The sequence below is a fragment of the Streptomyces griseus genome, from assembly GCF_001715295.1.
Lineage (GTDB): Bacteria > Actinomycetota > Actinomycetes > Streptomycetales > Streptomycetaceae > Streptomyces > Streptomyces griseus_G.
Window position 1 is genome coordinate 1,945,119 of sequence record NZ_MDKB01000002.1, and the last position, 13,437, is coordinate 1,958,555.

A 13,437-nucleotide genomic window follows, 5' to 3' on the forward strand; every position below is an offset into this window, starting at 1 on the left:
CCCACGGGTCAGCCGGCCGGCGGAGTGCTGGGCGGCGGGGGCTGTACGTCGTTGATGAACGCCGCCAGCAACGCGGCCCAGCGCAGCCCCTCGTCGTCCGCGACCGCGTCCTCCTCCGGGAACCCCTCCTCCTCCGGTCCGTCCCCGCCCACCCCGTCGGGGACGTCGGCCGGTGCGCACCCGTGCCTCTGTGCCCCGGTCCGCTCCGGAGTGTCCGGCACCTCGGTCGGATCCGGTGCGGCGTCCGTGCTCATGGTTCCCTCCTCGTCGAACCGCCCCTGCCGGGCGTTCCCTCCAGAGTTGGGTACATACCTATGCCTTTTCTATACTCCGGGCCCCCGGAAGCACAGGCGGTCCCCGGCACCCCGCCTGCTGGCAGCTTCCTGAAGCGGGTATTGCCGAGCGCGGCGGGCCGGCAGTTCCATGAACGCGTCAGGTGCAGTGCTCGCCCCGAACGCGGAGCCCACCTGTCCGGCAGGCGACCCCCCTCGTACTGCCGGGACGCCCGGGGGTCCGGTCCCTTCGTGTGGCCGGACCACCGGAGTTGACGCGTGACGTGCCCGCCGTGCCCTCCCGCGACGCCGCGAGCCCGCCGAGAAGAGGACGAGGACATGACTGCCACGGCCCTGCCCGGTTCCGAACTGCTGGCCAACCTGGCCGCGCACGACCCGCGCTTCCGGGAGCGGACGGCGCACGCGCTGCTGGCCGTCGAGAAGCGTCTCCTGGCCTGCGCGGCGGACGCACCCGATCCGCGCGTGGCCGAACTCGTGGGCCACATCGCGACGGCGGGCGGCAAACGGCTGCGCCCCCTGCTCGTGCTGCTCGGCGCGGAGTTCGGGGAACCGTGGAGGGACGGCGTCGTGGAGGCCGCCGTGATCGCGGAGCTCGTCCACATCTCCTCCCTCCACCACGACGACGTGATGGACGGGGCGGAGCTGAGGCACGGAGTGGCCAGCGTCAACGCGCTCTGGGGCGCCCGGCTGGCCGTGGCGGGCGGCAACTGGCTGCTCGCCCGCGCCGCCCGTCTCGCCGCCGAACTGGGCCCGGAGATGGTGCGGTTCCAGGCCGACGTGGCCAGCGAGCTCGTCGAGGGCCAGCTGCGCGAGCTGACGGGTCCCGGCGAGGGCGAGGACCCCGTCGCCCACTTCTTCCGCGTCACCTCGGGCAAGACCGCGGCCCTGCTGGCCATGGCGCTGCGCGCCGGGGCGCTGCACGCCGGCGCCCCGGCCGCGTACGGAGGAGCCCTCGACGAGTACGGCCGCCAGCTGGGCGTCGCCTTCCAGATCTCCGACGACCTCCTCGACCTGGTCGCACCCGCGTCGAGCACCGGCAAGGAGCTCGGCAAGGACCTGGCCGCCGGGGTCCCCAGCCTGCCGGTGGTCCTGGCCGCCACCGACCGTCGCCCGGCCGGCGCCGAACTGCGGGAACTGCTGTCGTCCGGGCCGCTGGACGACCCGCGGGACCGCAGGCGCGCCCTGGACCTGTTCGCCGCCTCGCCCGCCCCGGCGGCGGCCGCGGCGCATCTGGGACACCGGCTGCGCCTGGCCCGGGAGGCGCTGGGCGTGTTGCCGCCGGGCCCGGCACGCCGGGCGTTGCACGCCCTGTGCGACTACGTCGACTCGCGCGTCGCCCGTACGGCGGACGCGGGGCACCGATCTGACCAGCAGACACGACAAGGGGTGGGACATGCCGACGGAATCGGTTGACGAACTGGCGGCGATCCGCGCCGAAGCGCTGAGCGGGCCGGGTGACGCCCGCTGGCTCCGCGTCGTGCGGTTCCCGTTCGACTGCCGGGCCCTCGCATAGCGCGACGACGACCTGCTCCCAAGCAAGTTCCTCCTCGAGCAGTTGCGCCGGCACCGGGCGACGGGGTTCGGCCTGGAGGCGAAGAGGCCGTACACGGACGGTGTGATCACCGGCTGGGGGACGGTGGAGGGCCGGACGGTCTTCGTCTACGCCCATGATTTCCGGATCTTCGGTGGGGCGCTGGGTGAGGCGCACGCGACGAAGATCCACAAGATCATGGACATGGCCATCTCGGCCGGGGCTCCGCTGGTGTCGCTGAACGACGGTGCGGGGGCCCGTATCCAGGAGGGGGTGAGCGCGCTCGCCGGGTACGGCGGCATCTTCCAGCGCAACACCCGGGCCTCGGGTGTGATCCCGCAGATCAGTGTGATGCTGGGCCCGTGCGCGGGTGGCGCGGCCTACAGTCCGGCCCTGACCGACTTCGTGTTCATGGTCCGTGAGACCTCGCAGATGTTCATCACCGGGCCGGACGTCGTCAAGGCGGTCACGGGTGAGGAGATCACGCAGAACGGGCTCGGTGGCGCGGACGTGCACGCCGAGACCTCGGGCGTCGCGCACTTCGCGTACGACGACGAGGAGACCTGCATCGCCGAGGTCCGCTACCTGATCGGCATGCTCCCCTCGAACAACCGGGAGAACCCCCCGGTCGTGCCGAGCGACGACCCCGCGGACCGGCGCGGCGACGTCCTGCTCGACCTCGTCCCCGGGCTGCCGTTGGCGGGGATGCTGTACGTGTTCCAGTAGCTCCTTGAGCAGCTGCTGCCGCTGAAGGAGCTCCAGGTGCTTGCGACCCGCACCAACATCATCTGCGCGCTGGCCCGCCTCGACGGACACGTCGTCGGCATCGTGGGCAGCCAGCCACTCTCGTACGCCGGGGTGCTGGACATCCACTCCTCGGAGAAGGGCGCGCGCTTCGTCCAGTTCTGCGACGCCTTCAACATCCCGCTGGTCACGCTCGTCGACGTCCCGGGCTTCCTGCCGGGCGTCGACCAGGAGCACGGCGGGATCATCCGGCACGGGGCCAAGCTGCTCTACGCGTACTGCAACGCGACCGTGCCGCGGATCTCGCTGATCCTGCGCAAGGCCTACGGAGGCGCGTACATCGTCATGGACTCCACCTCCATCGGAGCCGACCTGTCCTACGCGTGGCCGACCAACGAGATCGCGGTGATGGGCGCCGAAGGTGCCGCCAACGTCATCTTCCGCCGCGAGATCGCCGCCTCCGACGACCCCGAGACGACGCGCGGCCAGTTGGTCAAGGAGTACAAGGCCGAGCTGATGCACCCCTACTACGCGGCCGAGCGCGGCCTGGTCGACGACGTCGTCGACCCCGCCGAGACGCGGCACCTGCTCATCCGCTCCCTGGAGATGCTGCGCCTCAAGCACGCCGACCTGCCGTCGCGCAAGCACGGCAACCAGCCCGCGTGAGCGCCGTGCCCGGGCAGGGCGGTTCCCTGCTGAGAGTGGTCAACGGCTCGCCGACGCCCGAGGAGCTGGCGGCCGCGGTCGCGGTCGTGCTCGCCGCAGTCCAGCGGTCCGCAACGGCCGCCCCGGACACGGCGGCGCCCGCGCGGGCGCCGTGGCGCCGGGCGGAGGCCCCGGCCTCGTCCCGTGTCTCCTGGCGGGGCGGGCGCTGACCTGCCGGCGGATGCAGGTCGTTGCACGGCTACTTGAAGTCGGCGGGGACCTTGCGGAACGTGGCCGTCCAAAGGTCCGAGTGCAGATACGCGGCGGGACGAGCCGCGGGTGAAGACGTGGAGGATTCCCATGTTCCGAGGGATCGGGCGGTTCTCGGTGAACCGCCCATGGACGGTGGTCGTGCTGTGGTTGCTGGCGACCACCGCCCTGATCGCGCTGGCTCCGCAGCTGAAGCCGACCGACGACCAGGCGGAGTTCCTCCCGTCGCACTACGAGTCGGTACGCGCGGTGCAGATCCAGCAGGACGCCTTTCCGCAGAGCCGTCAGCCCGCGGCCATCGGCGTCGTCCAGCGCGCCGACGGCGGCAAGCTGACGGCGGCCGACACGGCGAAGGCCGGCGAGATCGCGGCCGCCCTGCGGGACGAGAAGTTCGCGAAGATCACCGAGGTGGTGGCCGACCCGAAGGCGGTCTCACCGGACGGGAAGATCGCCCTCGTCCACGTGTTCGCCTCCACGCAGAAGGCCAACGACGAGACGCTGGTCGAATCCGTCGGTGAGCTCCGCACCGCGACCGCCGACCGGATCGGGAGCAGCGGGCTGGAGTGGGCCTACACGGGTCCGGCCGCCACCGTGCTGGACTCGATGGAGGCGTCGGACAGCACCGACGCCATGGTCATGATGGCCACCCTGGTCCTCATCATCGTGCTGCTGCTGGCCATCTTCCGCAGCCCGGTCATCGCCCTGATGCCCGTCCTCGTCATCGGGGTCGTGTTCATGGTCACCATGGGCGTCATCGCCACAGCCGTGGAACTCGCGGGCATGCGGGCGCCCGCCTCCATCTCCGCCATCCTCATCGTGGTGCTCTTCGGCGTCGGCACCGACTACACGCTCTTCCTGCTGTTCCGGTACCGGGAGCACCTGAGGGACGGGATGGAGGCCAAGGAGGCGCTGGCCACCGCCGCCGGCCGGGTCGGCGAGACCATCGCCTCCGCCGCGGGCGTGGTCATCGCCGCGTTCCTCTCGCTGCTGCTGTCGTCCATGGGCATGCTCAGCAGCATGGGCCTGTCGCTCGCGCTCGCCGTCGCCGTCACCCTGATCTCCGCGCTCACCCTCGTGCCGGCCGTGTTCTCGCTGCTGGGCACCAAGGCGTTCTGGCCTTCGAAGGCCTGGCGCACCCAGCCGAAGAACGCCCTCTCGGGCCGGGTCGGAAGCTTCGCGTCCCGCAGGCCCGGCCTCATCGCCGGCGTCTCCGGCCTGGTCCTCGTGGCGCTCGCCTCGGGGGTCCTCGGCTTCCGGGCGGAGTACGACACCGAGAGCTCGCTGCCGGACACCCTGGAGTCCGTGCAGGCCATGGAGGACTTCCAGACCGGCTTCTCGGCCGGCCAGTCCGACCCCACGTTCGTCTACGTGAAATCCACCGGCGGGGCGCTCGACAAGGCCGCACTGGACGCCTACGGGAAGGAACTGGCGGACGTCGGCGGGGTGGCACAGGTGGCCCCGGCCGTGGTCAGTCCCGACGGCAAGGTCGCGCAGTACGGCGTCGTGCTCGACTACCGCCCCACCGAGGACCGGGCCATGGAGCTCGTCGGGGGCGACCTGCGGGACACGGTCCACCGGGCGGCGCCCCAGGGCACCGAACAGTTCGTGGGCGGCAGCACCGCCCTCCTCGCGGACGTCCGGACCGCCGTGAACCGCGACTACAAGCTCGTGTTCCCGGTCGCCGCCGTGGCGATCATGCTCATCCTCGGCCTGATGCTGCGCAGCGTCATCGCCCCCTGGTACCTGATGATCTCGGTCGGTCTGGGCTTCGGCGGCACCCTCGGCGCCACCGTCTGGCTGTTCCAGAGCGGTTCGGGCGGGCTGCTGTTCATGCTGCCGGTGATCGTCTACCTCTTCGTCGTCGCCATCGGGACGGACTACAACATCCTGATGGTGGCCCGGCTGCGGGAGGAGGTCAGCAGTGGCAAGGAGCCGAGGGAGGCCGTCCGGCTGGCCGTCACGCACTCCGCCCCCACCATCAGCGCGGCTGCGGTCATCCTCGCCGGCACCTTCGGTGTGCTGATGCTCGCGGACAACGCCATGCTCAAGCAGATGGGCTTCGCCGTGGCCTTCGGGATCCTGCTCAGCGCGTTCGTGATGGCGATCCTCCTCGTTCCCGCGGTCACCACCCTGGCGGGACCGAAGGCGTGGTGGCCGGGCAACCGTGGCGCCGCGGCGGCGGACGAGGAGGCCGCGGAGCCTCTCGCCGGCCACGGCTCCGACGACCTCGTGGGCTCCCGGAGCCGGTAAGGGCTGTCCCGCACTTCCCGGCGGGCGTGCGACGACAGCTACGGCACCTCGCCGCGTTGTCGGAACGTCCCCATACATCCAGTATGCGGACGCCCCTCCGCCGTGCGATGCACCGCATCCGACGCCGCACGCCGATCCACCGGGAAGTGCGGGACAGCCCTCAGGGCATGTCCCGGAGGCGGCGCCGTCCGCCCGGGTCAGGACCGGCGGCGTCCGGTGCCCGAGCCCTCGGTCCCTCCGGGCCGCCCCGGATCACCGCCCGCCCCCGGCCGGACCTCCCGGCCGGGGGCGGGCGTCTTCCGTCCCCCCGGCGGGCCGTGCAGCTTCCTGAAAGACGAGGGGAGCGAACAGTGGGGGTGTCTGTAGGATTTTGATACGGCGTTCCCGGTCATCGGAATTCCCGCCGCGGTATCGGCCGAATGCGAGGTGTGATGCACGAGCGTGAGTTGAGAGCTTTCGTTTCGGTCGCGGAAACCGGACGGATGGATGCCGCGGCACGGCAACTCGGCTATTCCCAGCCGGCGATCACCTATCAGATCCAGTGCCTGGAACGTTCCCTCGGCTTCAAGCTGTTCACCCGGCACCCCGGTGGGGCCAGGCTGACCCGCGGCGGACGATCGGTCCTGACGTCCGCACAGGCGGTTCTGGCGCTCATGAGCGACATCCGCGGCCCGCGCCCGGACGAGGACGCGGAGTGCGGACGGACGCCCGCCGGGGCGGCCGTGCCGATGGCCGGGAAGAACAGCGCCTGAAAGGCGTGCGCCGATTCCCTTCGGCGGCGTCCACTGTTTCCGCGGCCGTTCCGGCGGAGATCTCTTCCCATCTTCTTCCCCTTCCAGAAACGTTGGAGAGAAAACGATGAGCACCAACCCGTTCGAGGACAACGACGCCTCCTACTACGTGCTGGTCAACGAGGAAGGCCAGCACTCCCTGTGGCCCGCGTTCGCCGAGGTCCCCGCCGGCTGGACGGTGAAGCACGGTCAGGACAGCAGGCAGGCCTGCCTGGACTACGTCAACGAGAACTGGACCGACATGCGCCCGCTGAGCCTCCAGCGCCAGATGGCCGAGTCGAAGTAGGACGCGGCCGGAAAGGACGATCATGCAGACGGTCTCCTCCGCCTCGGCGGTGTACCGGCCCCGGCCGCGTCCGGGCGCAGGCCGGGTCCTGGTGTGCCTGAGCTTCTGCGGCGGAGGCACCGCACCGTTCCGCCGGTGGGCCGACGTCATGCCCGCCGACGTGGAGTTGGCGCTGATCTGCTACCCGGGGCGGGAGATGCGGTTCGGCACGCCGTTCGCGCGGGACTGGATCACCCTGCGCGACGACGTGGTGAACGCCGTCCGTGGCCTCACCTCCCGGCCCTACACCCTGTTCGGCCACAGCATGGGGTCCTGGCTGGCCTTCGAGACGGCGGCCCAGCTCGAGCGCATCGGCGTCCCGCCCCCGTCCTCGCTCGTCGTGTCCGGCGGGGTGGCGCCCCACAAGCGCCAGGCCCACGGGGCCCACACCCCCCGCTCGGACGACGGCGACGACGCCCTCGTCGCCTGGATGCGCGCCTTCGGGCAGATGCCGGCGGTCGTGGCCAACGAACCCGAACTCCGCGCCATCGCCGTGGAACTGCTCCGCGCGGACCTCGCCGTGTCGGAGTCGTACCGCTTCACCGAGGGGACCCGGGCGACCGTGCCGCTGAGGCTGCTCTACGGCTCCGGCGACACCGCGCCCTTCGCCGAGGTGGAAGCGGACTGGAGGTCGCTGGCCGACGGCGGCTTCGAGGCCTGCGAGCTGCCGGGCGGGCACTTCTACGAGACGGATGTGTGGTCCGGGCTGCCGCGGTGGTGCACGGAATCCCTTCCGGGCACGGCACGTCCGTGACGCCGGAACGCCGCGCCGACCAGGTCGACGCGGCGTTCACCGTACGGGCAGGAGGACTTCAGGCCGCCTCGCGCAGCGCGCGCCTGCGGTCGTGCAGCACCAGCAGGATGACCATTCCCATGAGCACGCCCAGGACCGTGCCGGCCTGGCCGGCCAGCAGGTGCGCCACCTCGCTCTCGGGGGCGGGACGCTTCGTGCCGAGGTTGGTCAGCAGGCTGTAGAGGCTGTACGAGAAGAGCATGCCCGAGGAGATCCAGGACGCCGCCATGGGGACCAGGAACTTCCTGGCCCCCCGCCGGCCCGTCAGGACGAGCAGCCCCCAGGCGCCCAGGAAGGCCCAGACCCCCATGCTCAGGGACAGCAGGTGCCACCACATGTCGCGGTAGGACAGACGGTCCGCGTCGAGCCCCACCGTCACGCCGGCCGCCCAGAACACCTTGACGAGGCCGAGCGCGACGCAGCCCGCGGCGAGCAGCCGCGCCACCGTGATCTGCAGCGACCGGGTGCCGCCCGCGGCCTCGCCACCGTCGACCGGACCGCTCAGGGCCTCCGGCCAGCGCGCCCGGGCGTATCCGGCGAGCGCGAGGGGCAGGCCGATGCCGACCCCGACCAGCGAGATCATGACGAGCACCTGCTCGTACGCCCACAGGTCGTTGGAGGCGTCGGCCTGTTCGTCCTGGGACATGGCGGCCGGGCCGAGCACCGGTGCCAGGACCAGCATCGGGACGAGCAGGCCGGTGCCCACCCAGACGGGCAGGACGATCAGCCAGGCCGGAAGCCTCTCGCCCCAGGGCTGGATGAAGGCCACCGCCAGCAGGATTCCCACCGCGGCGAGCACTGCGGTCGTGGCATTGATCGCACGCCAGTCCGCCTCGCCCATTTCGTCGTTCGGAAGGAATATTCCGAATGTCCAGACGATTTTGATCAGCATGTACGGCATAACCGCGACCACGGTGCCGTAGCCGCATATTCTGCGCATCTTGATCAGCCGTGAGGTCGGCTGTGCCGCCATTACTGTCATGATCGGCATGCTATCCGACCGGTCATCGGCGGTCAAAGTATCCCACCTTCTCCCATGGGTTCCTGCATTGCGGAAGAATGGTGAAATCGATGTTCTTCCGGGCTGCGCAGTGCTATGGCGGTGAGATGCCCCGAATCGGAGAGGGAGACCAGCAGCGCGGTTCCTCCCGCCCTCGCCAGCGCGGTCAGTTCCAGCATTCCCGAGACCGTGCAGTGCCGGGCCTCGGTGATGCGGCCGCCGGAGCCGCGGAGCGAGCCACCGGCCCCCGCGGTCGCCGCCGCGACGGCGTCGAGCACCGCCGCCGCGAGCGGCGCGGCCCCGGCCGGAGCGCTGACGACGAGCCGTACACCGTGCGCGCCGGCGGCCAGGGCGGCGACGCGTGCGCCGGCCGCCGCGACGGCCTCCGGGTCCCGGCGGCCACCGGGACCCCGCGGCAGGAAGCGGGAGAGGCCGCCGGTGATCTCGGCGAGCGCGTCGTCCGGGCCGGCCGCGTCCGGCGTGGACAGGACGACGGCGGCGGCGCCGTCCAGCAGGCCGTGCCCCTCGTCCCCCTCGGGCGCCTGGTCGGTGGCCGCGGCCACCACCCGGTCCGCACGGCCGGTACGCAGCGCCGTGAGCGCGAAGTGCACGGCCTCCAGCCCCGCGGTGACGGGATTGGTCAGCGTGACCGAGAACGCCCGGGCCCCGGTGCTGATCGCGAGCTGGCTGCCGGGGGTGCTCATCGAGAAGGCGGGGACCTCGGCCGGGCTGATCCCCCGGACGCCCTCGGTGCGCAGGGTGTCGTCCATCCGGCGGTGCGCCCGGGCGATCGCGTACTGGGTGCCCGTGACCACACCGAGGCGCAGGCTCGGATCGCCGTCCAGGGGTGGGTCGTCGTGGCGGCGGCCGAGCGCCTGATGGCCGGCGGCCAGGAGGTAGCGGGTGGCCGGGCCGAAGTACTTCCAGCCGCGCCGGCCGAGGTGCGCGGCGGGGTCGAACCAGGCCGGGTCCCGGTCCCCCGCCCCGTCCGGGAGAGTCTCCGCGACCGCGCCGGCGCCCGTGAGCAGTACGTTCACGCGACGGCCTCCCAGGCGAGCACCGCGTTGTTGGCCCCGAACCCGGTCCCGCTGACCAGCACGGCCGGGCGGGGCAGCGGCACGGGCCCCACGAGGGGGACGTCCATCGGGCAGGTGGGGTCGACCTCGGTGACGTGGGCGTTCGGCGGGACCAGGCCGGTGCGCAGCATCCGGGCGGCTATGACGCAGCCGAACACACCGGCCGCACCCGCCGTGTGGCCCATGACCGCCTTCGGCGCGTAGCCGGCCGTCCGGGTGATGTCACCGCCGGCGGCGGTGACGGCCTCGCTGACGGCCGTGCTCTCCACGGAGTCGTTGAGCGCCACCCCGGCGCGGTGGAGGACCACGGCCCCCGGGAGTCCCGAGGTGGCGAGGGCCTGGGCCGCCGCCCGCCGCAACTGCCCGCCGGACGGCTCCGGGGCCATCGGGTGGTGGGCGTCGCAGCTCCATCCCTGGCCGGTGAGCGCCGCCTGGGCGGTCACTCCCCGGCGCCGGGCGGACTCGGCGGACTCCAGCACCACGGCCGCGGCGCCCTCACCGGTGACCATGCCCGCGCGCCCGGTGTCGAAAGGCCGGCAGCACTCGGGGTCCAGCAGTCCGAACCGGTGGAGCGTGCCGACGGCGACCCGGGAGAAGGCGTCGCCGCCGCAGGCCACGACGATGTCGGCCTGCCCCGTCTCGATCAGCCGGGCGCCCCAGCCCACCGCGTACGCCCCGGCGGAGCAGGCGGTGGACAGGGTGTGGGCGCTCCCCCCGATGCCGAACCGGTCGGCGACCACCGCGGACACCCCGTGCGTGGCGGTCCGGCGCTCCGGCCCGTCCGGCAGCTCGGCCAGATCGATGTCGCCGAGCGACGTGCCGACGGTGAGGCCCGCGTCGAACAGGTCCTCCCGGCTCAGCCGGGCCTCGGCGACGGCCTCCGCGACCGCCTCGACGACCAGCGAACTGGTGCGTCCGGGGGTGCCGGTACCGGGCGGAGCGGCGTACAGCGGCGGATGCTCCGGCAGCCCGCAGCCGTTCGGAGCGGGCACCGGGCGGCGGTCGGCGCGCAGCAGACCCTCCCACAGCGCGTCGACCCCCCTGCCGAAACAGGTCATCGCCCCCAGTCCCGTGACAACGACCGTCACCGGCACCCCACTCCTTCCGAACGTGCGGAATAAATTGACCGATAGCGACCAGAGTGCCGTCGTGGAAGCTCTGCGGCCGTTATCCCTGCAAGTACCTGCAGAAAAGGGCCGGGTGTTAGGCGGCCTCCCATACGATTCGGGGCGATCGGTTCGGCTCCGTAAAAAGGAAAAAGAAGTCCTTATGAAGCGGAGTCGAATTCAATATTCGAAAGAAAGGGGATCCGGTGACGGTCGAAAGCACGCTGGACACGTCGGAGCTGCGGGACATGGTTGCGGACACCCTGGACGTCGAGCCCACGGCCCTGACCGACGACGCGCTCCTCATCGAGGAGCTGGGCGTCGACTCGGTCGTCGCGCTGGAGCTCGCCGTCACGCTGGAGCAGCGCTACGGGATCAGGATCCCCGAGGAGGAGCTCGTCGAGCTCCGGACCTTCACCGACATCCGCGAACTGCTCAGCCGGAAGCTGAGCGGTTGATGGAGGCGCAGCCGGTCCGGACCGCGGACACCGGCGGAGCCGCCGCCTCCTACCTCCTGATCGAGAGCAAGGGCACCTGGGCGGGTCCCAACGCGGGCACCTTCCTCCTGGACGCCGTGGCGCTGGCCGAAGCCGGCCACCGGGTCCGGGTGTATCTCGTCGAGGACGGGGTGCTGGGCGCGGTGGGAACCGCCGTGCCGGAGATCGAGCGGCTCGCCGAGGCGGGGGTCGAGGTCCTGGTGGACGACTTCTCCGCGGCGCAGCGCGCGCTGGCACCCACCCGGCTGTCGCCGCACGTGAGGATCGCCGGCATGGACAGCGTCGCGGCCGCCCTGGCCGAGGACGGCTGCAGGGGGGTGTGGCACTGATGGGTACTCCGATGAAGCGCCGTGTCTGGGACCTGCTGCTGATCATGACGGCGGCCCCGCACTCCGGTGACGTGGTCACCTCCGCGCTGCGGCTCTCGCACGCGGTGCTGGAGAACGGCGGCTCGGTGCGGGTCTGGGCGTGCGGCTACGCCAACATGCTCACCCAGGACACGTTCGGTGACACCAAGTTGCCGAACACCCGTGATCCGGAGGGACACTACCCCTCCACCTCGGCCGTCGTCCGGCAGCTGACCGCCGACGGCAAGGGCCGCTTCGCCTGGATCGCGTGCACCGCGTGCTCCGAGGAGCGCGGCGCGACCCACCACATCCCGCAGGTGCGGCACCGCTCGCCGCTCCGGCTGGCGGGGACCATCGACGCGGCCCGGCAGACGCTGTACCTCGGGGGAGCCTGATGACGACGAACCGACGGGCGGAGCCCCGCAGGCGCGTGCTCTGCGTCATCGACCGTGCCTACCGGGGCGCGGTCGAGGTGCAGTTCTTCCACCCGCTGTACGGACTGCTCGATCTGCACGGGCAGTTCGAGCAGGTCGACCTGGCGCTGCGCGGCGCGACGGTGACGATGGCCGTCGAGGAGCACACGTACGTGCCCTCCCTGCAGCTCGGCTCCACGACCCTGGACACGCTGCCGGACTACCGGGGTTCCGTACGGGACCTGGTCGCCGAGGGCTTCGAGGTCTTCGTGGACGGGGCCGCGCTCACCGCGCTCGGGTTCACCCCCGAGGACCTGGTGCCGGGCACCACCTGCCTGGACCCGGCGGAACTGGCGGCCCGCTGGCCCGCGTACGACCACGTGTGGTTCATATGAGCGGCGTTCCGGCCGTGGCGCCGCGCACCTTCGCCACCCCGCTGCGCGCGGTCGACCGGATCGAGGTGTGCCCGGGCGGGCCGGACCTGCGGTTCCGTACGTTCAAGACGGTCCGTGCCGAGGACCCGTACATGGCCGGGCACTTCCCGGGACTCACCCTGCTGCCGGCCGTGTTCGTCCTCGAAGGACTCCGGCAGGCGGTGACGACCCTCACCGGCGCCGCCGAGCCGCTGAATCTGCTGGAGGTCACCTCCGGCCGGTGGCTGGCGCCCATGCAGGGCGGCGACGAGGTCCGCCTCGACGTCACCGCCGCGCAGACCGCGGACGGACGATGGCTGGTCACCGCCGACGGTGTGCGCCAGGACGGTGTCCCGGTCGTCGCCGCGAAGGTGGTGCTCGGCGGCCGGGACGCCGTCCTGTCCGACCGGCTCGCCCCCGCGGGCGGGCCGCCCCCGGTACCCGCCACCGCGTCCGGACCGGACTACACCGCGATCCTGGACCGGCTGCCCGTACGCCACCCCATGCTGCTGGTGGACCGGGTGGAGGCCTTCGACCCCGGCCGGGAGATCACGACGCTCAAGGCCGTCTCCGGGTCCGAGCCGTGCTACGCCGCGATGGAGGACGGCCTGCCGCTGTCCCGGTACATGTATCCCCGGGCGCTCATGCTGGAGTCCTTCGGGCAGTCCTCGGTGCTCCTGTGGCTGTCGAGCGGAACCACCGGGGGCGTGCAGGTCGCCGCGGCGTTCCGGCACTGCCGCTTCGCCGGCGAGGTCCGGCCCGGGGCGGTGCTGCGGCACGTGGCGCGCATCGACCGGCTGATGGCCGACAACGTCTTCGTCTCCGGGGAGAGCTGGGACGGCGACCGGTGCGTCATGACGGTCGGCGCCCTCATCGGTTCGAGCAGGCCGCGCGCCCAGGTCGACCGGACGGCCGCGGCCCGCTGACACAGACCGGCGTGTGC

At 72.0% G+C, this 13,437-nt stretch carries 15 protein-coding genes and 1 pseudogene; 12 read left to right on the top strand and 4 right to left on the bottom strand.

The window, feature by feature from the left end; translation table 11 throughout:
* Positions 1-8: 8 nt before the first annotated feature.
* On the bottom strand, positions 9-254 hold the full coding sequence (locus BA175_RS15305) for a hypothetical protein (protein ID WP_069171818.1): 246 nt from the start codon (positions 252-254) through the stop codon (positions 9-11).
* A 357-nt stretch (positions 255-611) separates the two neighbouring features.
* Between BA175_RS15305 and BA175_RS15310 the strand changes: the two genes are divergently transcribed.
* The 7 genes and pseudogenes from BA175_RS15310 to BA175_RS15340 all read left to right on the top strand — a co-directional run bounded on the left by BA175_RS15310 (position 612) and on the right by BA175_RS15340 (position 7,603).
* On the top strand, positions 612-1,706 hold the full coding sequence (locus BA175_RS15310; protein WP_069171819.1) for a polyprenyl synthetase family protein: 1,095 nt from the start codon (positions 612-614) through the stop codon (positions 1,704-1,706).
* A 133-nt stretch (positions 1,707-1,839) separates the two neighbouring features.
* Positions 1,840-3,228 (top strand): annotated as a pseudogene (locus tag BA175_RS15315) (acyl-CoA carboxylase subunit beta); the annotation flags it as partial.
* Between the two features lie 2 nt (positions 3,229-3,230).
* Entirely contained in the window at positions 3,231-3,443 is a 213-nt protein-coding gene (locus BA175_RS15320; protein WP_079159567.1) for an acyl-CoA carboxylase epsilon subunit, read from the top strand.
* 130 nt (positions 3,444-3,573) lie between these two features.
* On the top strand, positions 3,574-5,733 hold the full coding sequence (locus BA175_RS15325; protein ID WP_069171821.1) for an MMPL family transporter: 2,160 nt from the start codon (positions 3,574-3,576) through the stop codon (positions 5,731-5,733).
* 431 nt (positions 5,734-6,164) lie between these two features.
* Positions 6,165-6,485, top strand: a complete 321-nt coding sequence (locus BA175_RS15330; protein ID WP_069171822.1) for a helix-turn-helix domain-containing protein — start codon at positions 6,165-6,167, stop codon at positions 6,483-6,485.
* A gap of 106 nt (positions 6,486-6,591) precedes the next feature.
* Positions 6,592-6,810, top strand: coding sequence for an MbtH family protein (locus BA175_RS15335; protein WP_069171823.1), 219 nt, complete (start codon positions 6,592-6,594; stop codon positions 6,808-6,810).
* A gap of 22 nt (positions 6,811-6,832) precedes the next feature.
* Positions 6,833-7,603 carry a thioesterase II family protein gene (locus BA175_RS15340; RefSeq protein ID WP_069171824.1) on the top strand — a complete coding sequence of 257 codons (771 nt, stop codon included), beginning with the start codon at positions 6,833-6,835 and terminating at the stop codon, positions 7,601-7,603.
* Between the two features lie 58 nt (positions 7,604-7,661).
* Here the strand turns inward: BA175_RS15340 and BA175_RS15345 are convergent, their stop codons facing one another.
* Genes BA175_RS15345 through BA175_RS15355 form a run of 3 tightly spaced genes read right to left on the bottom strand, consistent with a single transcriptional unit; the run spans position 7,662 to position 10,806 of the window.
* The gene (locus BA175_RS15345) at positions 7,662-8,624 is read right to left on the bottom strand and encodes a hypothetical protein (protein ID WP_069172133.1); all 963 of its coding nucleotides are present in this window, start codon (positions 8,622-8,624) and stop codon (positions 7,662-7,664) included.
* 32 nt (positions 8,625-8,656) lie between these two features.
* The gene (locus BA175_RS15350) at positions 8,657-9,679 is read right to left on the bottom strand and encodes a beta-ketoacyl synthase N-terminal-like domain-containing protein (RefSeq protein ID WP_069171825.1); all 1,023 of its coding nucleotides are present in this window, start codon (positions 9,677-9,679) and stop codon (positions 8,657-8,659) included.
* Positions 9,676-10,806, bottom strand: coding sequence for a beta-ketoacyl synthase N-terminal-like domain-containing protein (locus BA175_RS15355; protein WP_139131398.1), 1,131 nt, complete (start codon positions 10,804-10,806; stop codon positions 9,676-9,678). Before BA175_RS15355 ends, BA175_RS15350 begins: the two co-directional genes overlap by 4 nt.
* 224 nt (positions 10,807-11,030) lie before the next feature.
* Between BA175_RS15355 and BA175_RS15360 the strand changes: the two genes are divergently transcribed.
* From BA175_RS15360 to BA175_RS30580, 5 genes are read left to right on the top strand one after another with little or no spacing between them, the layout of a single operon-like run.
* Entirely contained in the window at positions 11,031-11,282 is a 252-nt protein-coding gene (locus tag BA175_RS15360; protein ID WP_079159571.1) for an acyl carrier protein, read from the top strand.
* Entirely contained in the window at positions 11,282-11,650 is a 369-nt protein-coding gene (locus BA175_RS15365; protein ID WP_069171826.1) for a DsrE family protein, read from the top strand. The genes BA175_RS15360 and BA175_RS15365 overlap by 1 nt, the downstream gene beginning before the upstream one ends.
* Positions 11,650-12,063 (top strand): hypothetical protein, encoded by a 414-nt coding sequence (locus tag BA175_RS15370; RefSeq protein WP_139131399.1) that lies wholly within the window; start codon positions 11,650-11,652, stop codon positions 12,061-12,063. The genes BA175_RS15365 and BA175_RS15370 overlap by 1 nt, the downstream gene beginning before the upstream one ends.
* The gene (locus BA175_RS15375; protein WP_069171827.1) at positions 12,063-12,476 is read left to right on the top strand and encodes a hypothetical protein; all 414 of its coding nucleotides are present in this window, start codon (positions 12,063-12,065) and stop codon (positions 12,474-12,476) included. The genes BA175_RS15370 and BA175_RS15375 overlap by 1 nt, the downstream gene beginning before the upstream one ends.
* Positions 12,473-13,420, top strand: coding sequence for a hypothetical protein (locus BA175_RS30580; RefSeq protein WP_107407569.1), 948 nt, complete (start codon positions 12,473-12,475; stop codon positions 13,418-13,420). Before BA175_RS15375 ends, BA175_RS30580 begins: the two co-directional genes overlap by 4 nt.
* Positions 13,421-13,437 lie beyond the last annotated feature (17 nt).

Bases quoted from the DNA above. Each gene is read 5' to 3' on its own strand.
- BA175_RS15310 (WP_069171819.1), top strand. From the start codon at position 612: ATGACTGCCACGGCCCTGCCCGGTTCCGAACTGCTGGCCAACCTGGCC.
- BA175_RS15340 (WP_069171824.1), top strand. From the start codon at position 6,833: ATGCAGACGGTCTCCTCCGCCTCGGCGGTGTACCGGCCCCGGCCGCGT.
- BA175_RS15305 (WP_069171818.1), bottom strand. From the start codon at position 254: ATGAGCACGGACGCCGCACCGGATCCGACCGAGGTGCCGGACACTCCG.
- BA175_RS15370 (WP_139131399.1), top strand. From the start codon at position 11,650: ATGGGTACTCCGATGAAGCGCCGTGTCTGGGACCTGCTGCTGATCATG.
- BA175_RS30580 (WP_107407569.1), top strand. From the start codon at position 12,473: ATGAGCGGCGTTCCGGCCGTGGCGCCGCGCACCTTCGCCACCCCGCTG.
- BA175_RS15330 (WP_069171822.1), top strand. From the start codon at position 6,165: ATGCACGAGCGTGAGTTGAGAGCTTTCGTTTCGGTCGCGGAAACCGGA.
- BA175_RS15335 (WP_069171823.1), top strand. From the start codon at position 6,592: ATGAGCACCAACCCGTTCGAGGACAACGACGCCTCCTACTACGTGCTG.
- BA175_RS15375 (WP_069171827.1), top strand. From the start codon at position 12,063: ATGACGACGAACCGACGGGCGGAGCCCCGCAGGCGCGTGCTCTGCGTC.
- BA175_RS15365 (WP_069171826.1), top strand. From the start codon at position 11,282: ATGGAGGCGCAGCCGGTCCGGACCGCGGACACCGGCGGAGCCGCCGCC.
- BA175_RS15325 (WP_069171821.1), top strand. From the start codon at position 3,574: ATGTTCCGAGGGATCGGGCGGTTCTCGGTGAACCGCCCATGGACGGTG.
- BA175_RS15345 (WP_069172133.1), bottom strand. From the start codon at position 8,624: ATGACAGTAATGGCGGCACAGCCGACCTCACGGCTGATCAAGATGCGC.